This is a genomic window from Streptomyces sp. NPDC058371 (assembly GCF_042723265.1).
Lineage (GTDB): Bacteria > Actinomycetota > Actinomycetes > Streptomycetales > Streptomycetaceae > Streptomyces.
Genome location: NZ_JBHXJC010000005.1, coordinates 118,577 through 142,220, shown reverse-complemented (window position 1 = coordinate 142,220; position 23,644 = coordinate 118,577). Strand labels below are relative to the sequence as shown.

20 protein-coding genes are annotated in these 23,644 nt (G+C 71.0%); 11 read left to right on the top strand and 9 right to left on the bottom strand.

Going from position 1 to position 23,644, the window contains the following annotated elements:
* Positions 1-22: 22 nt before the first annotated feature.
* From ACFWM2_RS17910 to ybaK, 4 genes are all read left to right on the top strand, one after another.
* Entirely contained in the window at positions 23-1,603 is a 1,581-nt protein-coding gene (locus tag ACFWM2_RS17910; RefSeq protein WP_383280140.1) for an oxidoreductase, read from the top strand.
* A gap of 159 nt (positions 1,604-1,762) precedes the next feature.
* Positions 1,763-2,923, top strand: a complete 1,161-nt coding sequence (locus ACFWM2_RS17905; RefSeq protein ID WP_383280138.1) for a hypothetical protein — start codon at positions 1,763-1,765, stop codon at positions 2,921-2,923.
* Positions 2,924-2,934: 11 nt separating this feature from the next.
* Positions 2,935-3,675 (top strand): LON peptidase substrate-binding domain-containing protein, encoded by a 741-nt coding sequence (locus ACFWM2_RS17900; RefSeq protein WP_383280135.1) that lies wholly within the window; start codon positions 2,935-2,937, stop codon positions 3,673-3,675.
* Positions 3,676-3,700: 25 nt separating this feature from the next.
* Entirely contained in the window at positions 3,701-4,201 is a 501-nt protein-coding gene (gene ybaK, locus ACFWM2_RS17895) for a Cys-tRNA(Pro) deacylase (RefSeq protein WP_383280132.1), read from the top strand.
* 251 nt (positions 4,202-4,452) lie between these two features.
* Here ybaK and ACFWM2_RS17890 read toward each other — a convergent pair whose 3' ends face one another.
* From ACFWM2_RS17890 to ACFWM2_RS17875, 4 genes are all read right to left on the bottom strand, one after another.
* Complete coding sequence (locus ACFWM2_RS17890) at positions 4,453-5,121, bottom strand: AAA family ATPase (protein WP_383280129.1); 669 nt, start codon at positions 5,119-5,121, stop codon at positions 4,453-4,455.
* A 34-nt stretch (positions 5,122-5,155) separates the two neighbouring features.
* Positions 5,156-5,986: an ABC transporter permease gene (locus ACFWM2_RS17885; protein WP_383280127.1), complete on the bottom strand. Its 831-nt coding sequence runs from the start codon at positions 5,984-5,986 to the stop codon at positions 5,156-5,158.
* Between the two features lie 130 nt (positions 5,987-6,116).
* Positions 6,117-7,148 carry an ABC transporter ATP-binding protein gene (locus ACFWM2_RS17880; RefSeq protein WP_383280124.1) on the bottom strand — a complete coding sequence of 344 codons (1,032 nt, stop codon included), beginning with the start codon at positions 7,146-7,148 and terminating at the stop codon, positions 6,117-6,119.
* A 52-nt stretch (positions 7,149-7,200) separates the two neighbouring features.
* The gene (locus ACFWM2_RS17875) at positions 7,201-8,415 is read right to left on the bottom strand and encodes an NYN domain-containing protein (protein ID WP_383280122.1); all 1,215 of its coding nucleotides are present in this window, start codon (positions 8,413-8,415) and stop codon (positions 7,201-7,203) included.
* Positions 8,416-8,644: 229 nt separating this feature from the next.
* On the opposite strand from ACFWM2_RS17875, the gene ACFWM2_RS17870 reads away from it, so the two are divergent.
* Positions 8,645-8,824 (top strand): hypothetical protein, encoded by a 180-nt coding sequence (locus ACFWM2_RS17870; protein WP_383280119.1) that lies wholly within the window; start codon positions 8,645-8,647, stop codon positions 8,822-8,824.
* Between the two features lie 100 nt (positions 8,825-8,924).
* Here ACFWM2_RS17870 and dnaE read toward each other — a convergent pair whose 3' ends face one another.
* Positions 8,925-12,464, bottom strand: coding sequence for a DNA polymerase III subunit alpha (dnaE, locus tag ACFWM2_RS17865; protein WP_383280117.1), 3,540 nt, complete (start codon positions 12,462-12,464; stop codon positions 8,925-8,927).
* A gap of 287 nt (positions 12,465-12,751) precedes the next feature.
* Between dnaE and ACFWM2_RS17860 the strand changes: the two genes are divergently transcribed.
* The 5 genes from ACFWM2_RS17860 to ACFWM2_RS17840 all read left to right on the top strand — a co-directional run bounded on the left by ACFWM2_RS17860 (position 12,752) and on the right by ACFWM2_RS17840 (position 17,994).
* Positions 12,752-14,080: a DUF2252 domain-containing protein gene (locus tag ACFWM2_RS17860; protein ID WP_383280115.1), complete on the top strand. Its 1,329-nt coding sequence runs from the start codon at positions 12,752-12,754 to the stop codon at positions 14,078-14,080.
* A gap of 93 nt (positions 14,081-14,173) precedes the next feature.
* Positions 14,174-14,857 (top strand): hypothetical protein, encoded by a 684-nt coding sequence (locus tag ACFWM2_RS17855; protein ID WP_383280112.1) that lies wholly within the window; start codon positions 14,174-14,176, stop codon positions 14,855-14,857.
* Positions 14,858-14,951: 94 nt separating this feature from the next.
* Positions 14,952-15,761 carry a thioredoxin domain-containing protein gene (locus ACFWM2_RS17850; RefSeq protein ID WP_383280110.1) on the top strand — a complete coding sequence of 270 codons (810 nt, stop codon included), beginning with the start codon at positions 14,952-14,954 and terminating at the stop codon, positions 15,759-15,761.
* A gap of 109 nt (positions 15,762-15,870) precedes the next feature.
* A complete protein-coding gene (locus ACFWM2_RS17845) occupies positions 15,871-17,550 on the top strand; it encodes an alkaline phosphatase D family protein (RefSeq protein WP_383280107.1) in 1,680 nt (559 codons plus the stop codon).
* Positions 17,551-17,649: 99 nt separating this feature from the next.
* Positions 17,650-17,994, top strand: a complete 345-nt coding sequence (locus ACFWM2_RS17840; protein ID WP_383280104.1) for a hypothetical protein — start codon at positions 17,650-17,652, stop codon at positions 17,992-17,994.
* A gap of 130 nt (positions 17,995-18,124) precedes the next feature.
* Here ACFWM2_RS17840 and ACFWM2_RS17835 read toward each other — a convergent pair whose 3' ends face one another.
* Positions 18,125-18,694 carry a dienelactone hydrolase family protein gene (locus ACFWM2_RS17835; RefSeq protein ID WP_383280101.1) on the bottom strand — a complete coding sequence of 190 codons (570 nt, stop codon included), beginning with the start codon at positions 18,692-18,694 and terminating at the stop codon, positions 18,125-18,127.
* A gap of 203 nt (positions 18,695-18,897) precedes the next feature.
* Here ACFWM2_RS17835 and ACFWM2_RS17830 point away from each other — a divergent pair, with 203 nt between their 5' ends.
* Complete coding sequence (locus tag ACFWM2_RS17830) at positions 18,898-20,007, top strand: mechanosensitive ion channel family protein (RefSeq protein WP_383280099.1); 1,110 nt, start codon at positions 18,898-18,900, stop codon at positions 20,005-20,007.
* Between the two features lie 336 nt (positions 20,008-20,343).
* On the opposite strand, the gene ACFWM2_RS17825 is transcribed toward ACFWM2_RS17830, so the two are convergent.
* The 3 genes from ACFWM2_RS17825 to ACFWM2_RS17815 all read right to left on the bottom strand — a co-directional run bounded on the left by ACFWM2_RS17825 (position 20,344) and on the right by ACFWM2_RS17815 (position 23,614).
* Positions 20,344-21,930 (bottom strand): Na+/H+ antiporter, encoded by a 1,587-nt coding sequence (locus tag ACFWM2_RS17825; protein WP_383280096.1) that lies wholly within the window; start codon positions 21,928-21,930, stop codon positions 20,344-20,346.
* A gap of 278 nt (positions 21,931-22,208) precedes the next feature.
* The gene (locus ACFWM2_RS17820; protein WP_383280093.1) at positions 22,209-22,673 is read right to left on the bottom strand and encodes a GNAT family N-acetyltransferase; all 465 of its coding nucleotides are present in this window, start codon (positions 22,671-22,673) and stop codon (positions 22,209-22,211) included.
* The gene (locus tag ACFWM2_RS17815) at positions 22,670-23,614 is read right to left on the bottom strand and encodes an RluA family pseudouridine synthase (protein WP_383280091.1); all 945 of its coding nucleotides are present in this window, start codon (positions 23,612-23,614) and stop codon (positions 22,670-22,672) included. The genes ACFWM2_RS17820 and ACFWM2_RS17815 overlap by 4 nt, the downstream gene beginning before the upstream one ends.
* Between the last annotated feature and the right edge of the window lie 30 nt (positions 23,615-23,644).

The window sequence follows — 23,644 nt, the reverse complement described above, 5'->3', positions numbered from 1 at the left end:
GCTGGGGTGGAAGGGAATTGCCGTGACCGAGGGTGCCGGCATCCGGAACGGGGACCTGCCGGACGAGCTGACCGCCGCCGAGGCCGGCATGTGGCAGGCCTTCCGCAACGGCAGCGTGTACGACCTGCGCAGCGGGGACACCGTCGTGGACGACCCGCACGGGGGCCACCCCTGGGGCCCCGAGCGCAGTGTCCGGGCGCGGATCGTGGCCTGGCTGCTGCTGGCCGGACCGCCCGCCCTGGACGGCCGGGTCGCCTCACTGAAGCTGACCGGCGTGCAGATCAGGGACGTCCTCGACCTGGCGGGCGGCACGATCGAGCCGTACGTCGAGCTGAAGGGCTGCCGGTTCGAGAAGGAGGTCCTGCTGCCGGAGGCCCGGTTCACGACCGTACGCCTGGTGGACTGCTCGGTGCCGCGGCTCGAGGCGGCCCGGCTGCACACCGAGGGCGATCTGCATCTGCCGCGCTGCCGCTTCCACAACGGGGTCCGCCTCACCGACGCACACATCGGTACGGATCTGCTGCTCAACCAGGCCGTCGTCTACCGGGACCGGCGTATGCGGTCCATCACCGGCGACGGCATGACCGTGGGCCAGGACCTCCAGGCCGAGATGCTGGAGTCGCACGGCGAGCTGAGTCTGCGCGGAGCCCAGGTCGGCGTCTCGCTGAGCCTGCGCGGCAGCCGGCTCACCAACCCCTACGGCCGCCTCGCGCTGAACGCCCCTCAGCTGACCGTCGAGCGCACGCTGTATCTGACCCCCGCCGGCCTCGGCAATCCGCTGCAGACCGGAGGCACCACCCCGGCGCACGGAACGCGGGTGCAGCGGTTCGTGTGCCAGGGCGGGATCCGTCTGGACGACGGACGGTTCGGTGACGCGCTCGACTTCGAGCAGGCCCGTTTCACCTTCGAGGACGACCAGGAGCTGTCCCTGCGCCGGGTGCAGACGCCCGAGCTGCGTTTCCTCGGGGAGAGACCGGAGCGCGGGAAGGTGGTCCTGTCCGGCGCGCGGATCGTCACCCTGGTCGACCGGGCGGCCAGCTGGCCGGGCCCGGGCAGCCTCCACATGGGCGGCTTCGGCTACGAGAGCCTCGTTCCGCAGGGGGCGTTCCCGCTGGCCCGACGGCTGGAGTGGGTCGCCGCGGCGACCGCCGAGTACAACCCGGAACCGTACGAACGCCTGGCGGCCGTGCTGCGCAACTCCGGCGAGGACGAGGACGCGCGCGAGGTGCTGCTGGCCAAGCAGCGCCGCCGCCGCGAGACGCTGCCGCTCGCGGGCAAGCTGTGGGGGTACGCGCAGGACTGGACGGTGGCCTACGGGTACCGGCCCGGCCGGGCCGCCGTATGGATGGCGGTGCTGTGGGCGGCCACCTCGTTCGCCTTCGCCCACGCGAGCCATCTCCCGCTCAAGGGCGAGGAGCATCCGCCGTGGAACGCCTCGCTGTTCGCCCTGGACCTGCTGCTGCCCGTCATCGACCTCGGTCAGGTGGGCTACTGGCAGCTGCGCGGCGGTTGGCAGTGGCTGGCCGTGGTGGTCATCCTCCTCGGCTGGATCCTGGCCACGACGGTGGCGGCGGGCGCGACCCGGCTGCTGCGCAGGAGCTGAACCGCTCCCGGTCCGCGGAGGCCGGCCGCTCTCCGCTGCGGCGCGAGGTGCACCGCACCCATTCTTTTTGCTGTTCCTTGACTATCTCGCGCACAACCAATTGACGGTTACGAAAGCTTCACCGCAACCCCCTGGCTCGGTCCCGACCTGCGGTTTTCAATGGTCTCCACCATGGCACTGCTGCGCGCGATCATCCGTACGGCCCGGATGACCAGGAACGCTCCGCGTCTCGCGGTCGGACTGCCCGCCGACGACGAGGTACTCCTCGACGCGCCCGACGAGCGTCTGGCGCCCGCGCTCGTCGCGGCCGGTGGTGGCGACTACGCGCCCGCCGCGAAGCTCCTCGCCACCACCCGCGAGGCCGCCGAGTGGGAGAACCGCGACCGCTACGCGATGCGCCTGGCCACCTTCGCCCGCTCCCGCGACGAGTGGCTGCGGGAGTGGCAGGACGCGGCGCCGCACGACCCGGACGCCCTGCTGGTCAAGGCCGAGCTGGCGGTGCGCCGCGGCTGGGAGTCCCCCGCCCGCGTCGAGCTGCTGCGCCAGGTCGGCCCGCTGATCACCGCGGCCGCCGAGGGCGACCAGCGCGACCCGGTGCCCTGGCGGATCGCGCTCGACCACGCCCGCGGCACCAACGCCGGGCACACCGAGTTCGAGCAGCTCTGGGGCGAGGCCGTACGCCGTTCCCCGCACCACTACGGCTGCCATGCGGCCGCCCTGCAGTACCTGTCGGCGGCCTGGTACGGCTCGCACCGCGAGTGCTTCGACTTCGCCGAGCGGGCCGCGCAGGACGCCCTGCCCGGTTCCCTGGTCCAGGCCCTGCCGGTGCGCGCCGCCTTCGCGTATCTGACCGAGGGCGGCGGACCCGCGGTGGGGCGCGAACGTCTCGACGCGGCGGCCGACCTGGCGATCGCCGTCTCCGCGACCTACGCGGCCGCCGATCCCTGGCCCGCCGAGGTCCGCAACCTCCTGACCTACGTACTGGTCAGGCTCGAACGCTGGGAGGACGCCCTGGAACAGCTGCGGCGGACCGGCCCCTACGCCACGTCGTTCCCCTGGGACCGGGTCTCGGACGACCCGCTCGGGCAGTTCCTGGAGCTGCGGGACGGGATACGGCTGGAGGTCGCGGCCGGGAGGCCGCTGGGGTCCGTCGCGCGAGCGCCGCGGCCGTCCGAGCGGCATCCCGGGCCGTCCGGGGGGCATTCCGGGCCGCACGCGGGCCGCTTCGGACCTTCCGAGGGCCGCTTGGGACCGTCCGAGGGCCGCTTCGGGCACCCGCAGAACGAGCGGGGCGGACGTTCCGCCTCCGGCGACCATTAGGCTTTCCCGTCGTGACCACCGTCCGGCTCCCGCTCTTCCCGCTGAACTCGGTGCTTTTCCCGGGGCTCGTGCTTCCTCTGAACATTTTCGAGGAGCGCTATCGCGCCATGATGCGCGATCTGCTCAAGACCCCCGAGGACGAGCCCCGCCAGTTCGCCGTCGTCGCCATCCGCGACGGCCACGAGGTCGCGCCCAGCGCGCCCGGTATGCCGGACCCGACGGCGGTGCTGGCACGGGGTCCCGCCGCCGGCTTCGGCGACGACCCGGCCCAGGCCTTCCACGAGGTGGGCTGCATCGCTGACGCGGCGACCATCCGGGAGCGCGCCGACGGCAGTTTCGAGGTGCTGGCCACCGGGACGACCCGCGTCCGGCTGCTCTCCGTGGACGCGTCCGGCCCGTTTCTGACGGCCGAGCTGGAGGAGCTGCCCGAGGAGCCCGGCGAGGAGGCCGGGGCGCTCGCCGAAGGCGTCCTGCGGGCCTTCCGCCAGTACCAGAAGCGGCTGGCCGGTGCCCGGGAGCGGTCGCTGTCGACCGGGGCCGAGCTGCCGGACGAGCCGGCCGTCGTCTCGTATCTCGTCGCGGCCGCCATGATGCACGACATCCCGGCGAAGCAGCGGCTGCTCCAGGCCCCGGACACCGCCGCCCGGCTGCGCGAGGAGCTGACCATGCTGCGTGCGGAGACGGCGATCATCCGCAATCTTCCGTCGCTGCCGGCGTCCGAGCTGACGCGCGGCCCGACGAGTCTCAACTGACGCATCTCCCGTACCCGAGAAGGCGATGGCGAAGAAGACGAAGAAGCAGCAGCCCGGTGGCACCCCGGCGACGGTCGCCCTGACGGCCGCGGGCGTCCCGTACACCGTGCACGCGTACGAGCACGATCCCGCGCACCCGTCCTACGGCGAGGAGGCGGCCGAGGCGATGGGCGTCTCCCCCGACCGGGTCTTCAAGACCCTGGTGGCCGACGTGGACGGCTCACTCGTGGTCGCCGTCGTCCCCGTCGCCGGCTCGCTCGACCTGAAGGCCCTGGCCACTGCGGTGGGCGGCAAGCGCGCGGCCATGGCGGACCCGGCGGCGGCCGAGCGCACCACCGGATACGTCCGCGGCGGCATCTCCCCCCTGGGCCAGCGCAAGAAGCTCCCCACGGTCCTGGACGCCTCGGCCGCCGCCCACCCCACGATCTGCGTCTCGGCGGGCCGCCGCGGCCTGGAGGTCGAGCTCTCCCCCACCGACCTCACCCACCTCACGGAAGCCGTCTGCGCCCCCGTCGCCCGTGCGTGACCCCTCGACGTACGCCCCGTCCTCGGTTAAGTACGAGAGACATGTCGAAGAGAACCCGAAAGCGCAAATGGCGCACCAGAAAGGGCCGCTCCAACCACGGAAGGCGCCCGGCGTAGGCAATTTCAGCCCGTCCGGCGTTTGAGGACGAGGCCGTTCAGGCCGAAGCGGGGGTCTGGGGGCGGAGCCCCCAGGGATGGGACGGGCAGGGGCGGAGGCGGCGAGAAAAAACCCAGGCCCGCCCCAACGAACCGCTACCCGGCCGGAGGCACCGGCGGCGACGCGGCATACGGGCTCGGATACGGCTCGGGATCCCGCGGCCCGAACAGGGCCGTCAACCCCAGGTGAACCACCAGCGCTGCCAAGGACCAGGCCAGCAACGCCCCCTTCGCCCCCAGCTTCAGCGGCGCGGAGAAGGTCACCCCCTTGCCCACGGCCTTGGCATGCGCGATCACGTCCTGCGTGGGCCCCAGCCAGACACCCACCCGCCAGGCGAGCAGGGACCCGAGCAGCCCGCCCACCGCGAGCGCCACGACCAGCGGCACACCGCCGCGTCGCCGCAGCAGGAACACGGCCAGCGCGCTGACCGCCCCGAACGCGAGCGCGAGCAGAGTGAACGTTCCGTCGACCCCGATGGCCTGCTCGCCCTCGCTGTCCTTGAAGTAGACGACCCACTTCTTGTCGACGAGATCCCCGACCAGCGGCACATGCGGCGCCAGCCACCACCACAGCAGCCCGAGCAGCACCCCGCCGAGTGCCACCGCCACCGTGATCACGGCGGCCTCCCGCACTTCGGTCTTCATCCCGGGGCCGTCCTGCCCGTACTCGGAGACCCCCACGCCGCCGTCGGCGGGCGGAGCCTGCCAGGCGTTGTGCGAGGGCTGCTGGTGCGGGGGCGGCGGCGGAGTAAGCGGTGCGGTCACCCTGACATCGTGCCAGGCCCGGCTGCCGGCCGCGTCACCGGACGGCCGCCCGGCGGTAGGCCCAGGTCGCGACGGCCAGCGAGGCGACCCCGACGCCCGCGCAGACAGCCAGGTCACCGAGGACGAAGGCCCAGTCGGGGTGGCTGTCGAAGGCGCGGGCGAAGGCCTCGACGCCGTAGGTCGAGGGCAGCAGATCCCGCGCGTACTGGACGACCGTCGGCAGCCGGTCCGGCGGGAGCACTCCGAGCAGGAGCGCCGCGGACATCCCCAACTGGCCGAGCAGCGTGGCGAGTTCAGGCCGGGGCGCGAGCAGGCCGAGGGCCGCCCCGAGTCCCGCGAGCGCGGCCCCGGCGAGCGGGATCACCGCGAGGAGCACCCACAGATGCGCCATCGGCAGCCCGAAGAGCACACAGCCGAAGACGGCGGTGGCCAGCGTCCCCGGCACGGTGAACGAGGCGTACGCGCCCGCGGCGCCGAGCACCACGGCGGCCGGCGGCACCGGCAGCGTCGCGTAGTGGTCGAGCCCGCCGCCGGCCCGCAGCTGACCGAAGTACTGCGCGAGGAGATTGAGGGCGACGAAGGCCACCACCAGGACCGAAGCCCCGGCCACCACGGACCGCGCCTCGCCCCCGCCGTCCACCACGCCCCGCATCAGGATCATGATCCCGACGGACTGGAAGGTGGCCACGAACAGCAGCGGGATCCGCGCGACCCGCGCCCGGGAGAGCTGCGCCCGGTACACGGCGGCCAGCGCCGGCCACAGCCGGGCGCGCGGCCCCAGTTCCGCGGCATCGCGGGATGCGCCGGCATCGTCGGCCACGGGCAGCGCGCTGCCCGGCAGAACCCCAGCGGGTACGACACTCACGTCGAGCTGCTCCCCTTCGCTCCGGCAGCCGTCCTGTTCCCAACGCCCACAGCTTCTCGCAGGTTCCGCCCGCACACGGCGCCGCGTCCCCTCCTGGCAGCCTCCGGTACGGATTCCACGCCCCGCGCGCTCACGTCTTCACCAGTCCCTGCAGCCCGAGGGTGTCCCCGCCCAGCGCCAGATACACGTCCTCCAGGCTCGGCGTGGCCAGCGTGAAGTCGTCCAGGGCCGCGAAGGCGGCGCCTCCGGTGACCGTGGCGACGGCCGCGCGGGCCTCCTCGGGCGCGAGCCGCAGCGTCCAGCGGCGGCCCGACTCGACGGCCCGGGCGCGCAGCGCGGCGACCTCGGGGACGTCGAGCGGGGCGCTCTGGCGCCAGACGAGCTCGACCCGCACCTCCCCGGCGACCCGTTCCTTGAGCCCGGCCGGGGTGTCGCAGGCGATGACCCGGCCCTGGTCGAGCACGGCGACGCGGTCGAGGACCGTCTCCGCCTCGATGACGTTGTGGGTGACCAGCAGCACGGTCGTGCCGCGCTCGGCCCGGCGCCGGTCGACGGCGGCCCAGACGGCGCGCCGGGCGACGGGGTCCATGCCGGTGGTCGGCTCGTCGAGGACGAGCAGCGGCCGCTCCCCGACCAGGGCGGCGGCGAAGCAGGCCAGCCGCCGCTGTCCGCCGGACAGCTTCTTGAGGGGGCGGCCGGCCAGCGGGGTGAGACCGAGCTCGTCCAGCACCGCGTCGCGCTCGGCCCGGGCCGAGCGCAGAGCGAGACCGCGCAGCCGCCCGGTCGTCTCCGCGGCCAGGGACACGGTCAGCTCGTCGAGGGCGGTCGACTCCTGCCCGAGGTACGCGAGGATCCGCGCCGCCCGGTCCGGGTGGCGCACGATGTCGTGCCCGAGGATCTCGACGCCGCCGCTGTCGGGCCGCATCAGCCCCGTCAGCTGCCGTACGAGGGTGGACTTGCCCGCGCCGTTCGGCCCGAGAAGGCCGAAGATCTCTCCGCGCCGGATGTCGAGGCGCACCCCGTCGGTGGCCCGCACCTCGGGTGTCGCGGGGGTGCCGCGCCGTCCGCGCACCGCCGGATAGGTCTTGGTCAGGCCTCGGACCGCGCACACGACATCGCCGCCGTGTCCCCTTCGGACTCCCTGTGCGGTGCGCGTACTCACGAGGAACGAGACTACGGGGTCCGATGCCCCGTTATGCCTCCGGGGCCGTCGCTCACTCCCCCGCGGGCGCGTGCTCCGTGGCCGTACGCACGTCGATCTCGCGCCAGAAACCGGCCCGGATCGCGTACCGGTCGTGCTCGTCGATCTGGTCGTCCTTGTGCGCGAGCAGCCCGAACCTGGCCGCGTATCTCAGCAGTTCACCGTCCACCCGGTGCGGGACGCGCGGATACATGGCGGACAGCTTCTGCAGATGGCTCTGGTCGGTGAGGCGCTCCATCCAGCGGCGCGCGAAGACCTGTCCCACCTCGAAGGGGTCGCCGCCGACGGTGGTGATGTCCTCCTCGCGGTCCGCCCAGCGCTGCTCGGCCGAGGTGAGCTGGGCGAGTGTGGGCAGCGAGGCGGCCTCCGCGGACTCGGCGGTGCCGCCGGGGCGCTCGACCCAGCCCTTGTCGGAGGACCAGCGCAGGGTGGCGCTCGCCGGGTGCTGGGCGGGCTGGGTGCCGGGGCCGCGCAGGGCGGCCAGGTCCTTGGGGGTGGGGACGCCCTTGGGCGCGGGGACCCGTTCCTGCACGCCGTTGCGGGAGTCGGACGCCGTGACGTGCTCGGTCTCCTCCACGGAGCGCTCGGCGGCGGCGAGGGCGGATTCGGGCAGCGGCGCGGAGAGGATGGCCGCGATCTCGGGCCGCGGCACCGGCGGCGGCGCGCAGATCCCGCCGAGGTCCTTGGCCCGTACGGCCTTGGTGATCCAGGCCCGGTCGAGCACGCGGCGCTCGTCGGCCTCGGCCACCAGGTCCTCGGACTGGTTGTAGTCGCCGTCCGCGGCCTGTACGGCCCACAGGTGTACGGCGACCCCGTGCTCCTTGGCCGCCATCATGCCCGGCAGCAGATCCCCGTCGCCGGTCACCAGGACCACGTCGGAGCAGGCGCGGTTGCGGGCCAGCTCGGTGAGCTCGGCGTGCATGGCGGCGTCGACGCCCTTCTGCGCCCACCGCCCGTCGCTGCGGGTCAGCGCACCGAGGCGCACCGTCACGCGCGGCATCACCCGCAGCCGGCGGTGTTCGGGCTGCGGTACGCGGTCGGGGGCGCCGTCGAACCAGTAGATGCGCAGCAGGGGCCGTTCCGTGTCGGACTCGGCGCGCTCGCGCAGCCCCTGGATCAGGGCGGCGTGGTCGACGGTGATCCGGGAGCGAGAGGGTTCCCCGGCGAGCAGACTGGCGGCAGCCCCGAGCAGATACCCGGCGTCCACCAGGACGATGCAGCGGTCCACGGGTCCACCCTCTTTCCGGTTTCCGGGAGGTTTGCTTCGGGCTTGCTTCGAGTCTGCCCGACGGCGCGAAGGTTAACGGCCCGAACTCGATCTTCGGCGTGGCGCATCGGCGGATCACTCTCCGACAGCGCTTATTACGCACGGTAATTCTCCGAAATGCGCGAGTTGTCGGCCTATGTGAATCTGGTCCCGGCCCTGGCCCCTAGATCCCCCTCAGGAGGCAGTCACCATGGCCAAGAACAAGAACCGTAAACAGGGTGCCCAGCAGGACCGCTCTTCGCAGTCGGAGCAGGCGCAGGAGCACGCCCGGTCCACCGCGTCCGAGGCGCAGGACACGCCGGTCCAGCACATCCAGGGCAGCCCTGCCGATGTTGCTCGTAAGCACCAGAAGCGCTTCGGCCACAACTGAGGTCGGCGCACGGGCTGTTGAAGCCCCGGTACACACCGCGAGGGACGCACCTTTTCCAGGTGCGCCCCTCGCGTACATCACTCTCCGCGGCCGCCGGCCGTCAGCCCGCCAGGCAGGCCGGTCCCAGCAGCACCTTCAGGTCGCCGAAGAGCGCGGGATCCGGCTTCACGCGGTGCCGGTCGAGCCGTAGCACCGTCGTCCGGCCGGGGCCCTGGAGCTTGATGCGGACCTCGCTGTCGCCCTTGTGGTGGGTGAGGATCTCACCGAGCCTGCTGACCATGGGCGGGGTGACCTTCATCGCCGGAATGGTCAGGATCACCGGCGCGTTGGTGCCCGCGTTCGACAGGTCGGGGACCATCAGCTCCATCGCGACCAGCCGCGGCACGTCCTCGCGCTTGTCGAGGCGTCCCTTGACGAACACCACGGCGTCCTCGACGAGTTGGGTCGACACCAGCTGGTACGTCGCCGGGAAGAACATGCACTCGATGGAACCGGCGAGGTCCTCCACCGTCGCGATCGCCCAGGCGTTGCCCTGCTTGGTCATCTTGCGCTGCAGGCCCGAGATGATGCCGCCGATGGTGACCACCGCACCGTCCGCGTGCTCACCGCCGGTGAGCTGGGAGATGCCGGCGTCCGCCTTGTCGGACAGGACGTGTTCCAGACCGAAGAGCGGGTGGTCGGAGACGTAGAGACCGAGCATCTCCCGCTCCTGGGCGAGCAGATACGTCTTGTCCCACTCGTCGGTCGTGAACTCGACGTCGAGCCCGAAGCCCGGCTCGTCCGCGGCATCGTCGCCCATGCCGCCGAAGAGGTCGAACTGCCCCTCGGCCTCCTTGCGCTTGACCTGCACCACGTTGTCGATCATCGGCTCGTACTGCGCGGTGAGGCCCTTGCGGGTGTGCCCCATCGTGTCGAACGCGCCCGCCTTGATGAGCGATTCGGTGGTGCGCTTGTTGCAGACGACCGCCTCGACCTTGTCGAGGTAGTCGGGGAAGGAGCCGTACTTCCCCTTGGCCTTGCGGCCGCGGATGATCGCCTCGACCACGTTCGTACCGACGTTGCGCACCGCGGACAGGCCGAAGAGGATCACGTCGTCGCCCTGGGCGGCGAAGTTGGACATGGACTCGTTGACGTTCGGCGGCAGGACCTTGATGCCCATGCGGCGGCACTCGTTGAGGTAGACGGCCGACTTGTCCTTGTCGTCCTTCACCGAGGTGAGCAGCGCCGCCATGTACTCGGCCGGGTAGTTCGCCTTGAGGAACGCGGTCCAGTACGTGACCAGTCCGTACGCGGAGGAGTGCGCCTTGTTGAACGCGTAGCCGGCGAAGGGGACCAGGACGTCCCACAGGGCCTGGATCGCCTGGTCCGAGAAGCCGTTCTTCTTGGCGCCGGCCTGGAAGATGGTGAAGTTCTTCGCCAGCTCCTCGGGCTTCTTCTTGCCCATCACGCGGCGCAGGATGTCGGCCTCGCCGAGCGAGTAGCCGGCGATGATCTGCGCGGCCTTCTGCACCTGCTCCTGGTAGACGATGAGGCCGTAGGTCAGGCCCAGCGTCTCCTTCAGGGGCTCCTCGAGCTCCGGGTGGATCGGGGTGATCTCCTGGCGCCCGTTCTTGCGCTCCGCGTAGTTGATGTGCGAGTTCATGCCCATCGGGCCCGGCCGGTACAGGGCCGAGACGGCGGAAATGTCCTCGAAGTTGTCGGGCTGCATCTGGCGCAGCAGCGAACGCATCGGACCGCCGTCGAACTGGAACACACCGAGCGTGTCACCGCGGCAGAGCAGTTCGAAGGTCTTGGGGTCGTCCAGCGGGAGGGCGAGCATCTCCAGGTCGACGCCCTTGTTGGCCTTCACCATCTTGATGGCGTCGTCCATGATCGTCAGGTTGCGCAGGCCCAGGAAGTCCATCTTCAGGAGGCCGAGCGACTCGCACTGCGGGTAGTCCCACTGCGTGATCGTGACGCCGTCGGTGTGCCGCACCCAGATCGGGGCGTGGTCGACGATGGGCTCGCTGGACATGATCACGCCGGCGGCGTGCACGCCCATCTGCCGGACCAGGCCCTCGACGCCCTTGGCGGTGTCGATGACCTTCTTGACGTCCGGCTCGTTCTCGTACATCCCGCGGATCTCGCCGGCCTCGCTGTAACGCGGGTGCGAGGGATCGGTGATGCCGTTCAGATCGATGCCCTTGCCGAGGACGTCGGCCGGCATCGCCTTGGTGAGGCGGTCGCCCATCGCGTACGGGTAGCCCAGCACGCGCGCGGAGTCCTTGATCGCGTTCTTCGCCTTGATCTTTCCGTACGTGCCGATCATGGCGACCTTGTCGGCGCCGTACTTCTCCGTCACGTACCTGATCACCTCGACGCGCCGGCGCTCGTCGAAGTCGATGTCGACATCGGGCATGGAGACGCGCTCGGGGTTGAGGAACCGCTCGAAGATCAGCCCGTGCTCGATCGGGTCGAGGTCGGTGATGCCCATGGCGTACGCGACGATCGAGCCGGCCGCGGAGCCTCGGCCGGGGCCGACCGCGATGCCGTTCTTCTTGGCCCACATGATGAAGTCGGCGACCACGAGGAAGTAGCCCGGGAACCCCATCTGGATGATGACGTCCATCTCGTACTCCGCCTGCTTCTGGCGGTCTTCGGGAACACCGCCCGGGTAGCGGCGGTTCATGCCGACCCGGACCTCCTCCTGGAACCAGGTGACCTCGGTGAAGCCGTCCGGGATCTCGAACTTGGGCATCAGGTCGCGCTTCTCGAACATCCCGGAGGTGTCGATCTGCTCGGCGACCAGGAGGGTGTTGGCGCAGCCCTCCTGCCAGGCGTCCGAGGCGTCGATGGCGTACATCTCGTCCGTGGACTTCAGGTAGTAGCCGGTGCCGTCGAAGCGGAAGCGGTCCGGGTCCGAGAGGTTCTTGCCGGTCTGGATGCACAGCAGGGCGTCGTGCGCGACCGACTCGTGCGCGTACGTGTAGTGCGAGTCGTTCGTCACCAGGGGCGGGATGCCGAGCTTCTTGCCGATCTCCAGGAGGCCGTCGCGAACCCGGCGCTCGATCTCGATGCCGTGGTCCATCAGCTCCAGGAAGTAGCGGTCCTTGCCGAAGATGTCCTGGTACTCGGCTGCCGACTTCAGGGCCTCGTCGAAGTGGCCGAGGCGCAGCCGGGTCTGCAGCTCGCCGGAGGGGCAGCCGGTGGACGCGATGAGACCCTCGGACCACTGGGAGATGGTCTCCTTGTCCATGCGCGGCCACTTCTGCAGCCAGCCCTCGGCGTACGCGTCCGAGGAGAGCTTGAAGAGGTTGTGCAGGCCCGTCCGGTTCGCCGCCCAGATCGTCTTGTGCGTGTAACCACCCGAACCGGACACGTCGTCGCGCTTCTGGTGCGGCTGTCCCCACTGGATCTTGCGCTTGTTGCGCCGGGACTCCGGGGCGACGTACGCCTCGATGCCGATGATGGGCGTGACGCCCGCCTTCTGCGCCGTGTGGAAGAAGTCGTACGCCCCGTGGAGGTTGCCGTGGTCGCTCATCGCGATATGGGTCATGCCCATCTCGTTGCACGCGTCGAACATGTCCTTGAGCCGCGCGGCACCGTCCAGCAGCGAGTACTGGGTGTGGACGTGCAGGTGCGTGAACGGCGGCTTTGACACGGCTTGGGCCTCCAATTGAACGGGTGCGGCGCGGAGCGCCTCGATGAGGGGCGGTGGCCGGGCGACGGGCGGGCAGGCGTCGAACGGCTGCGGACGGTCCGGGGGACAGCGTCGAAGTCTATGCCGGAGCACTGACACTCCGCGGGCTCTCCCACGTACCTTCGTGCGGGGAACGCGGCACTCCCGCGTACCTTCGTCCGTTGGAAGTGGACGGAAGACCCGTCCCAGGGGACGGCCCGCCCGTTCCCCCCATGTCACGCACCACCTGCACCAGGAGGCACCCAGCGATGTCGGACCCGCAGCTCAGCGCCGAGCAACGCGGCGAGCAGATTCTCGCCGTCTTCGACACCGCCTTCGGCGAGCTCCTGGCCGCCGACCCGGCCGCGTTCCGCGTGAAGTTCCGCAAGATGGCGGCCTCCGCCTTCGCGTTCTACCGGGGCACGGCCGGCCTCTTCTACCACGACCTCGACCAGGACAGGCGGGGCGGCCCGTACCTGGACGAGCGGACCTCGCGGGTCTGGATCCACGGCGACCTGCACGCGGAGAACTTCGGCACGTACATGGACGCCCAGGGCCGGTTGATCTTCAATGTGAACGACTTCGACGAGGCCTACGTCGGCCCCTTCACCTGGGACCTCAAGCGCTTCGCGGCCTCCGTGGCCCTCGTCGGGTACGCGAAGGCGCTCAGCGACGAGCAGATCACCGAACTGGTCAAGGTCTACGCGGGCGCGTACCGCGAGCGGATCCACGCCCTGTCCACCGGCGCCAAGAGCGACGAGGTGCCGCCCTTCACGCTGGACACGGCCGAGGGCCCGCTCCTCGACGCGCTGCGCGACGCCCGCTCGCTGACCCGCTTCGGGCTGCTGGACTCGATGACCGAGATCCGCGACTTCGAGCGCCGCTTCGCCGCCGGCGGCGGCTCCATCGAGCTGGACGCGGCCACCCGGTACAAGGTGCTGGCGGCCTTCGACGGCTATCTGGAGACGCTCCCGGAGTCGTCCCTGGCCCGCCCGGACTCGTACCGGGTGAAGGACGTCGTGGGCCGCCGCGGCATCGGCATCGGCTCGGCGGGCCTGCCCTCGTACAACATCCTTCTGGAGGGCAACAGCGACGCCCTGGAGAACGATGTGGTGATCTACATCAAGCAGGCCCAGACCCCCGCCGTCTCCCGGCACATCACGGACACCTCGATCCGCGACTACTTCCAGCACGAGGGCCACCGCACGGTGATCTCGCAGCGCGCCCTCCAGGCGCACGCCGACCCGTGGCTGGGCTGGACGGAGCTGGACGGGGCGGGTCAGCTGGTCGCCGAGGTATCGCCGTACGCGGTGGACCTCGACTGGGGCGACATCGACGACCCGGAGGAGATCGCCTCGGTCGTCGCCGACCTGGGCCGGGCCACGGCCACCATGCACGCGGCGGCGGACGACGAGAGCGGCCACTCGGAGCTGGTGCCGTTCTCCACCGAGCGGGCCATCGACGCGGCGATCGCGGCCGACGAGGGCGGTTTCGCGGACCTCCTGGTGGACTTCGCGCACGACTACGGCGCACGCGCGCGTGCGGACCACCAGATCTTCGTGGACCTGTTCCGCAACGGCCGGATCCCGGGCCTGTAGGCGCCCGCAGGCAGCGGTCTCACAACGCTCCCGTAACGCACAGGGACCCTTTAGGGGCCTCTTACGGGAGCCCGTGGGACACTCTCCAGCGCTATGGACATATCCGGGACCCAGCTCAGAGCCCTTCGCGCGGCTCTGTTCACGGCTGTCGTCATGACGCTCTCGACGACGTCGCACGTGCTGCTGTCCCGGATGCCGCTGCCACTGAGCACCGTGGCCGCGATCGCGGGTGCCGTCTTCGTCGTCGCCTACGCGCTGGCGGGCCGTGAGCGCCGCTTCGGCCCGATCGCGGCCCTGCTGATCCCGCTGGAGCTGGCCGCCGACACGGTGTTCACCACAGGCCAGCACGTCTGTTACGGCAGAGCGGGCGGTCCGGTCGCGGGTCCCCTGCGCTCGGTCGGCTTCGACGTGCTGTGCGGCGGCACCGTCGGCTCCCCGCTCGCCCGGGTGACCGGCGGCAACGGCGACCGCGCGGCGGTTCTGCTCGCGCACGCCGACCCGGCCGCCGCCTGGCTGCTGCTGGGCGCGCACATCTGCGTCGGTCTCCTCGCGGCCGCCTGGCTGCGGCGCGGCGAGCGCGCGCTGGCCCAGCTGCTGCGCGCGGTGGCCGCGTCCACCTTCCGGCCGCTGCTGCTCGCGGTCGCGGCGGTCACTGTACGACTCACTCCCGCACGCCGGCCGGTCCGCCCCGCACCGCGGCCGGCCACCGCCCGTACCCGGCTGTTCGTGCACTCCCTGGGACGGCGTGGACCGCCGCGCTCGGCCGCTTTCGCCTGAGCCATCGCTGCTGCGCGACAGCCCTTGAGCACCAGCAGTCCCCCATACGTATCCCGCGTACGACGTGTGCGCGTCCCCCATGGAGATCACCAACATGAGCAAGCGGAACAGCCAGGCGGCGAAGACGGCGGCCCGGGAGAAGCTGCGCATCGAGCGCGAGCGCCAGGCCAAGCGCGACAAGATCAAGCGCCAGGCCATCGTGGGCGGCGCCATCGTCGCCGTCCTCGCGATAGCCGGCGGCGTCGGCTACGCGGTCGTGCAGAACAACAAGCCCGGCTACTGGGAGGGCCTGAAGGACGCCAAGGTCGTCGCCCCGGCCAACACCACGGGCACCAAGGGCACCACCGTCGTCATCGGCAAGAGCACGGCCAAGAAGACCCTCAAGGTCTTCGAGGACCCGCGCTGCCCGGTCTGCGCCCAGTTCGAGCAGACCGTCGGTCCGACCGTGAAGAAGGACATCGACGACGGCAAGTTCAAGTTCCAGTACATCGGCGCCACGTTCATCGACGACAAGGACAGCGGCCAGGGCTCGAAGAACGCGCTGAGCGCCCTGGGTGCCGCGCTGAACGTCAGCCCCGAGGCGTTCCTCGAGTACAAGACCGCGCTGTACTCGACGAAGTACCACCCGGACGAGACGACCGACAAGTTCAAGGACGACGCCTACCTCATCAAGGTCGCGAACACCGTCTCCGCGCTGAAGGACAACACGAAGTTCCAGAACGCGGTCAAGAAGGGCACCTACGACGCCTGGGCGATGGCCATGTCGAAGACCTTCGACGACAACAAGGAGGGAGTGACCGGCACCCCCGGCTTCGCCATGGACGGCAAGCAGCTCAACAACGGCACCCCGCTCCTGACGGTGGCCGACTTCAACAAGGTGGTGGACGCGGCCCTCAAGGGCTGACGACGGCTGGGAACCGGGCCTCCGCCTGAAGAGCAGGCGAACGAAGAGCGGGCGAACTTTTACGGGTTCGCCCGCTCTTCGTTCGTACCGGTCAGTAATCTGATCGCCCGTGACCACTCGACACAGATCTCCCGAGCCGCAACAGACCCCGGGCGCCGCCCACTTCCGCGCCCCTCGCCGCCGTACGGTGGTCAAGGCCGCGGCCGCCGGCGCCGTGCTCGCCGCTCCGCTCACCTCCGCGCTCCCGGCCCGCGCCGCCGCCGAGACGCCCGCGTTCCTGCACGGTGTCGCCTCCGGCGATCCGCTGCCCGACGGCATCCTGCTGTGGACCCGGGTGACGCCGGCTCAGGAGGCCGTACCCGGTTCCGGGCTCGGCCCGGACGTCGAGGTCTCCTGGACCGTCGCCCGGGACAAGGCGTTCACCAATGTCGTCGCCAAGGGCTCCCTCACCGCGACGGCCGCCTCCGACCACACCGTCAAGGCCGACATCCGCGGCCTGGAACCGGCCACCGACTACTGGTTCCGCTTCTCCGCGGGCGGCACCGACTCGTCCGTCGCCCGCACCCGCACCGCCCCCGCCGCCAACGCCGCGGTGGCGGGCCTGCGCTTCGGCGTGGTCTCCTGCGCCAACTGGGAGGCGGGCTACTTCTCGCCGTACCGCCACCTCGCCGCGCGCGGTGACCTGGACGCCTGGCTGCACCTGGGCGACTACATCTACGAGTACAAGTCCGGCGAGTACGCGGCGCGCGGCACGGTCGTACGGCCGCACTCGCCCGCGAACGAGATCCTCACCCTCGCCGACTACCGCACCCGGCACGGCCGTTACAAGACCGACCCGGACCTCCAGGCCCTGCACCTCAAGGCGCCGGTGGTGGCGATCTGGGACGACCACGAGTTCGCCGACAACGCCTGGCCGGGCGGCGCGGTCAACCACACCGAGGGCGCCGAGGGCAGCTGGACGGCCCGTCAGGCCGCCGCGAAGCAGGCCTACTTCGAGTGGATGCCGGTCCGTCCGGCTATCGAGGGCACCACCTACCGCCGGCTGCGCTTCGGCAAGCTGGCCGACCTCTCGCTGCTCGACCTGCGCTCCTTCCGCTCCCAACAGGCGTCCACCGGCAGCGGATCGGTCGACGACCCGAGCCGTACGATCACCGGCCGGGCCCAGCTCGACTGGCTGAAGGCGGGGCTCAAGGCCTCGGACACCACCTGGCGGCTGGTCGGCAACTCGGTGATGATCTCGCCGTTCTCGGTGGGCTCGCTCCCCGCCGACCTCCTCAAGCCGCTCGCCAAGCTGCTGGGACTCCCGCAGGAGGGCATCGCCCTCAACACCGACCAGTGGGACGGCTACACGGACGACCGCCGCGAACTGCTCGCGCACCTGCGCTCCAACGCCATCCGCAACACGGTCTTCCTGACCGGCGACATCCACATGTCGTGGGCCAACGACGTGCCGGTGGACGCCGGTACGTACCCGCTGTCGGCCTCCGCCGCCACGGAGTTCGTCATCACCTCGGTCTCCTCCGACAACCTCGACGACATCGTCAAGGTCCCCGAGGGCACCGTCTCCGCCGTGGCCGCGCCGATCATCCGCACGGCCAACCGGCACGTCCACTGGGTCGACACCGACCGCCACGGCTACGGCGTCCTGGACATCACCGCCGACCACGCGCAGATGGACTACTACGTGCTCTCCGACCGCACGGACCCCGACGCGACCTCGTCCTGGGCCCGTTCGTACCGGACGCGCACCGGCACGCAGAAGGTCGAGCGCACCTACGACCCGGCGTAGCGACAATTCCGGGCGCGGCCAGAAAGATCTTGATAGCGTCGCACACATTGCCGGACCGTTTCACTGACGGTCCGTCAATTCCCTTACGATTGGAGTCACATGGCCACCCCCCAGAGTGTCCTGACGAAGACCGCAGTGCTCGGCGCCGCCCTGGCTCTCGCCGGACTCACCGCCACATCCGCCGAGGCGCAGGAAGCCACGTCGGCGGCGGCACCGGCGTACGTGAACCTGACCACGGCCGAAAGCTCCCCCATATACTCCCAGCCGACTTCCTCGTCGACGAAGTACCGCACGGAGCCCAGGGGCACGACCCTGCGGATCGAGTGCTCGACCACCGACACCCCCTCGGGGGCACGGTGGTTCAGGATCTACCTCTCCCAGCCGACGTCCTGGGTGTGGTCCGGGCACTTCCCGTCGCAGGTGAACCCGCCCAAGGAGTGCTGACCGGCCTGGGGCTCCGACGTTCCACACGCCGGTAGTCGCAGTCGGTCGAAGGTGAACAGACGGGCCCGGGCCATCCAACAGATGGCCCGGGCCCGTCTGTTGGAAGCTTGTCGCCCGGTGCGGCGGACCGCTACAGCGCGTCGAGGAAGCCGAGCGCCACCTTCCAGGTGGCCTCGGCCGCCTCCGCGTCGTAGTCCGGCAGGTCGGGGTCGGTGTAGAGGTGCCCGGCACCGGCGTACCGGTAGATCTCCACGTCGGCGCCCGTCCGCTGCATCTGCAGATACCAGGCGCTCAGCCAGTCGTCCGTCTCGAAGGCGTCGGGCTCGGCGACATGGAGCTGGACCGGCAGCTCGTCCACCGAGGCGTTCTCCGCGATGTCCGACGTGCCGTGCAGGAGCAGCAGCCCGCGGGCCTTGTCGTCGCCGAGTGCCAGGGTCTGCGCGATCGAGGCGCCGAGCGAGAAGCCCGCGTACACCAGTCCCCGCTCGGAATAGGGCGCGGCGGCCAGGATCGCGCGCTTGAGCAGCTCGTCCTTGCCGATCTCCTCCTGGGCGTTCCTGCCCTCCTCGACGGTCTCGAAGACGCGGCCCCCGAAGAGATCGGGCGTCCATACCTCGTGTCCCGCCGCGCGCAGCCGGTCCGCCGCCGCACGCACCGCGGGGCGCGGCCCGTAGGTCGAGTGAAAGAGCATGATGTTCATGAGGCCATGGTGCCAGCCGGCACCGACAGCGCCGCGGGGAGCCAGGGCGGGCAGCCGGCCGTCGGGGGCCGGGCCCCGGGACCCCGGGGAGCCTGTCGAGCCCGCCGACCCGGCGCCGGCGGAAGGGGCGGACGCGGGCCCGTACCCCGGATCAAGCCGAGATCACATGTTCATGTGCGCCCGGGACGGTTACGTTCGGAGGCATGGAGAACGTACTGCGTCCGCTGATCGTCGTCGGCGGTTCGGTCGTCCTCACGCTGGTCGTCGGCTGGGCCGTCGACCAGGTGTTGCGACGAACCGACGCCCGACACCACGAGACCCCGTTGTGGGGCCTGCTGCGCCGCGGCCGTGTCCCCTTCCAGCTCGTCCTGTTCGCGGCCGTGCTCAGAGGGTCCTACGACCAGGCCCAGCTGCTGCAGGACCATCGCGTCGGCCTGGGCAGGGCCCTGACACTGGTCCTCATCGGATCGGCGGCCTGGCTGGTCGTGCGCATCGCGACAGCGATCGTGGAGGCCTCGTACTCGCGCTACGCGACCGTGCACCGCGATCCCGCCCGGGTCCGCCGGGTACGCACCCAGGTGTCGCTGATCCAGCGGGTGGTGACGGCGATCGTCGGGGTGATGGCGGTCGCCGCGATGCTGCTCACCTTCCCCGCGATGCGGGCGGCCGGCGCCTCGCTGCTGGCCTCGGCCGGCATCCTCGGCATCGTCGCCGGTGTCGCCGCCCAGTCCACGCTGAGCAACCTCTTCGCCGGGCTGCAGATCGCCTTCGGTGACATGGTGCGGCTCGGCGACACCGTGGTGGTGGACGGGGAATGGGGCGTGGTCGACGAGATCACGCTGACGTTCCTGACCGTACGCACCTGGGACGAGCGCCGGATCACCATGCCCGTCTCGTACTTCACGTCGAAGCCCTTCGAGAACTGGTCGCGCGGCAGCGCCCAGATGACCGGCATCGTCTTCTTCCACCTCGACCACACCGCGCCCGTGGAGGCCATGCGCGACAAGCTCCGGGACATCCTGCGCGAGTGCGCGGCCTGGGACGGCCGCGACTGGGGACTCGCCGTCACGGACACCACCCCCAACACCATGCAGGTCCGCGCCCTGGCGACCGCGAAGGACGCGGACGACATCTGGACGGTACGGGTCACCGTGCGGGAGCAGATGATCCGCTGGCTGACCAGGGAGCATCCCTACGCGCTGCCCCGGGTCAACACGGCCGACGCCGCGCTGCCGCCCGACAACACCAACGGACGGGTCCGCGACGGAGCGGGCCGCCGCGCCCACCAGCCGCCCCGGACTGGCCGCGGCTGAGCAACACCGGCCCGTCAGGCCGGGCCGCGGCTGAGCAACACCGGCCCGTCAGGCCGGGGCCCGTCCGGTCGTACCCGGTCCGGTCGTACCCGGTCCGGTCGTACCCGGTCCGGCCCGGCCCGGTCCGGTCGCGGCCGGTCGGGTCGGACCCGTCCCCCCGCATCCGTCCGTCGCGGCCGCACAGGCCGCGGACGGACGGGCCGCAGTTGGACGGGCCGCAGTCGGACGGGCCACGGCTGGACAGGCGTGAGCCGGAACGGGGCACGGAACCCGGCACCAGGGCCGCCAGGCGGGCAGACAGGCGGACGGGCAGGCAGGCGGGCGCACACCCACGCCTCAGCGCAAGCTGCGTACATCCAGGTGCCGAAGTACCCGGTCCACGATCTCCGGGTCCGCCCCGGGCTCGCTCCGCGCGGACAGCACCTCGTGCCGGGCCGCGCTCATCATCTCCCCCTGGATGCGCCGCACCCGCTTGACCCGCCGCACCCGCTGTTCGTGCGCCTCGCGCCGTTCGTCGTCCCCCAGATCGGGGCTGATCCGCACCCCGATGTCGAAGGCCCGCCGCAGCAACTGCTCGGACAGCTCCTCCGGCAGGTCCTCCACCTCCTCGATCTCCTTCAGCCGCCGCTTCGCGGCCTTGGCGGCCCGGACCGCGAGCGCCTTCTCGAACGCCTTCTCGCTGTCCGTGTCGGCCCGCACGTCGAGCTTCCTGACCAGCCAGGGCAGTGTGAGCCCCTGGAGCACAAGCGTCGCCATGATGACCCCGAAGGCGATGAAGATGATCTCGTCCCGGTTGGGGAACGGCGACCCGTCGTCCATCTCCAGCGGAATCGCCAGCGCCAGGGCCACCGAGGCCACACCCCGCATCCCCGCCCACCACATCACCAGGGTCTCGCGCCACGACGTCGGGATCTCCTCGTCGTAATCCCGCTTCGCGTGCAGCCGTTTGGTGAGCCAGGTCGCCGGCAGCAGCCACAACAGCCTCAGCAGTACGACGACAACGACGATGGCCGCCGCCCACCCGAGCATCTCGCCCCAGCGCCCCGCGGCCGTTCTGATGGCGTTGTGCAGCTCCAGTCCGATCAGCCCGAACGCGACCCCGGTCACCAGCGTGTCCACCACGCTCCAGAAGGTGTGCCCGGCCAGCCGCGTCAGCACGTCGTCGGCATCGGTGGAGTACTCGGCCAGGAACAGCGCGGTGGTCAGCACGGCCAGCACTCCGGACCCGTGGAGCTCTTCGGCCAGGATGTAGGAGGCGTACGGCACCAGCAGCGTGAGGCCGATCTGCAGCGTGGCGTCGTCGAGCAGGTCCATCAGCTTGTTCGCGGCCCAGCCGAGCACCAGCCCGATGGCGACCGCCACGACCGCGGACAGCACCAGGTCGAGCGCGGCGCGCGGCAGCGAGAAGCTGCCGCTGACCGCGGCGGCGATGGCGACGTGGTAGAGCACGATGGCCGTGACGTCGTTGAAGAGACCCTCGCCCTCAAGGATCGACACCAGCCTGCGCGGCAGTCCGAGCTGTCCGGCGACGGCGGTCGCGGCGACGGGGTCGGGCGGCGCGACCAGGGCACCGAGCGCCACGGCGGCCGCGACCGGCAGCCCGGGCACGATCGCGCCCGCGACCACGGCCACCACCACGGTCGTGACGAACACCAGCGCCACGGCCAGCAGGAAGATGGGCCGTTTGTTGGCCGTGAACTGCCGCCACGAGGTACGCCGTACGGAGGCGTAGAGCAGCGGTGGCAGCAGGGCGGGCAGGATCAGGTCCGGCGGGATGTCCACGTTCGGCACGAAATCCAGCACCGCCAGCACGATGCCGAGGAGCGTCATGAGGACCGGGGCGGGCAGCCCGAACCGGTCGCCCACCGGGACGCTCACGACGGCCCCGAGCAGCAGCACGAACAACAGGGCCAACTGATCCACGGTCAGCGCTCCGACGGTCTAGACGATCAAGAACAGCCAGAGGTCCAGCGTGCCATGCGGAGAATGCGCGCGCCGCAGCGGCGGAACGTCCTGCCGCGGTTCCTGCGGTGCCGGACGGATGCCGTCCTCGCCCGGTGGCACCCGTCGGCCGGTCGGCAGGTCCCCGTCGCGGCCGCTCGGCCGGCCCGGGTCCCGGCCGGTGAGTCGCTACAGAGCGCGCCGAAATCGACCGGTGGTGAGTCGCTACAGAGCGCGCCGCATCGACCGGTGGTGAGTCGCTACAGAGCGCGCCGCATCGACCGGTGCGGAATGCCCGCGTCGGGGAACTCCGGCCCGTACGCCACGTATCCGAGACGTTCGTAGAAGCCCAGCGCGTGCGTCTGTGCGTGCAGGTCGACGGCCGCCAGGCCGCGTACGCGGGCCGCGTCCTCGATGGCCCGCACCAGGGCGACCCCGACGCCGAGCCCGCGCGCCTCGCGCGTCACGGCGAGCCGTCCGAGGGAGCCCACGGCCGCGTCGCCGGTCCTGGCGACGGCCGCCTCGCCGTGCAGCAGACGCCCGGTGCCCAGCGGCGTCCCGTCCGCGCGGAGGGCCAGGACGTGCACCGCGTCGGCGTCGTACGCGTCGTACTCGAGGTCCTCGGGGACGCTCTGCTCGACGACGAAGACCTCTTTGCGGACCGCGAAGCACGCCTCACGGTCGGCGGTGTCCTCCGCGACCCGCAGTACGAGACCGTCGCTCATGCGTAGCTTTCCTCCCGCACCTTGTCCAGCGCCTGCTGGAGGTCCTCGGGGTAGTCGCTCGCGAACTCGACCCACTGGCCGTCACCGGGGTGCTCGAAGCCGAGCCGCATCGCGTGCAGCCACTGCCGGGTCAGGCCGAGGCGCTTGGAGAGCGTGGGATCCGCGCCGTAGGTCAGATCGCCGACGCAAGGGTGGCGGTGGGCCGACATGTGGACGCGGATCTGGTGCGTGCGCCCCGTCTCCAGCTTGATGTCGAGCAGGCTGGCCGCGCGGAAGGCCTCGATGAGGTCGTAGTGCGTGACCGAGGGCTTGCCTTCCGCCGTCACGGCCCACTTGTAGTCGTGGTTCGGGTGGCGGCCGATCGGAGCGTCGATCGTGCCGCTCATTGGGTCCGGGTGGCCCTGGACCAGCGCGTGGTAGCGCTTGTCGACGACGCGCTCCTTGAACTGCCGCTTCAGCGACGTGTACGCGCGCTCCGACTTGGCGACCACCATCAGGCCCGACGTGCCGACGTCCAGCCGGTGCACGATGCCCTGACGCTCGGCGGCACCGGAGGTCGAGATGCGGTAGCCCGCGGCGGCGAGACCGCCGATGACGGTGGTCCCGCTCCAGCCGGGGCTCGGGTGCGCGGCCACACCGACCGGCTTGACGATCACGACGATGTCGTCGTCGTCATGCACGATCTCCATGCCCTCGACGGGCTCGGCGACGATCTGCACGGGCGCGGGAGCCTGGGGCATCTCCACCTCGAGCCAGGCACCGCCGTGCACCCGCTCGGACTTCCCGACCACCGAGCCGTCGACCGTGACCTTCCCCGCCGCGGCAAGCTCGGCGGCCTTCGTACGGGAGAAGCCGAACATACGGGAGATGGCGGCGTCGACGCGCTCGCCCTCCAGACCGTCGGGCACGGGCAGGTTACGGATCTCGGGAATCGTGCTCACTCGTCGAGTATGCCGGACGGGTCCGACACC

Coding starts and splice junctions, on each gene's coding strand:
- ACFWM2_RS17905 (WP_383280138.1), top strand. CDS start 1,763: ATGGTCTCCACCATGGCACTGCTGCGCGCGATCATCCGTACGGCCCGG.
- ACFWM2_RS17820 (WP_383280093.1), bottom strand. CDS start 22,673: ATGAGCGACGGTCTCGTACTGCGGGTCGCGGAGGACACCGCCGACCGT.
- ACFWM2_RS17870 (WP_383280119.1), top strand. CDS start 8,645: ATGGCCAAGAACAAGAACCGTAAACAGGGTGCCCAGCAGGACCGCTCT.
- ACFWM2_RS17855 (WP_383280112.1), top strand. CDS start 14,174: ATGGACATATCCGGGACCCAGCTCAGAGCCCTTCGCGCGGCTCTGTTC.
- ACFWM2_RS17830 (WP_383280099.1), top strand. CDS start 18,898: ATGGAGAACGTACTGCGTCCGCTGATCGTCGTCGGCGGTTCGGTCGTC.
- ACFWM2_RS17850 (WP_383280110.1), top strand. CDS start 14,952: ATGAGCAAGCGGAACAGCCAGGCGGCGAAGACGGCGGCCCGGGAGAAG.
- ACFWM2_RS17840 (WP_383280104.1), top strand. CDS start 17,650: ATGGCCACCCCCCAGAGTGTCCTGACGAAGACCGCAGTGCTCGGCGCC.
- ACFWM2_RS17860 (WP_383280115.1), top strand. CDS start 12,752: ATGTCGGACCCGCAGCTCAGCGCCGAGCAACGCGGCGAGCAGATTCTC.
- ACFWM2_RS17835 (WP_383280101.1), bottom strand. CDS start 18,694: ATGAACATCATGCTCTTTCACTCGACCTACGGGCCGCGCCCCGCGGTG.
- ybaK (WP_383280132.1), top strand. CDS start 3,701: ATGGCGAAGAAGACGAAGAAGCAGCAGCCCGGTGGCACCCCGGCGACG.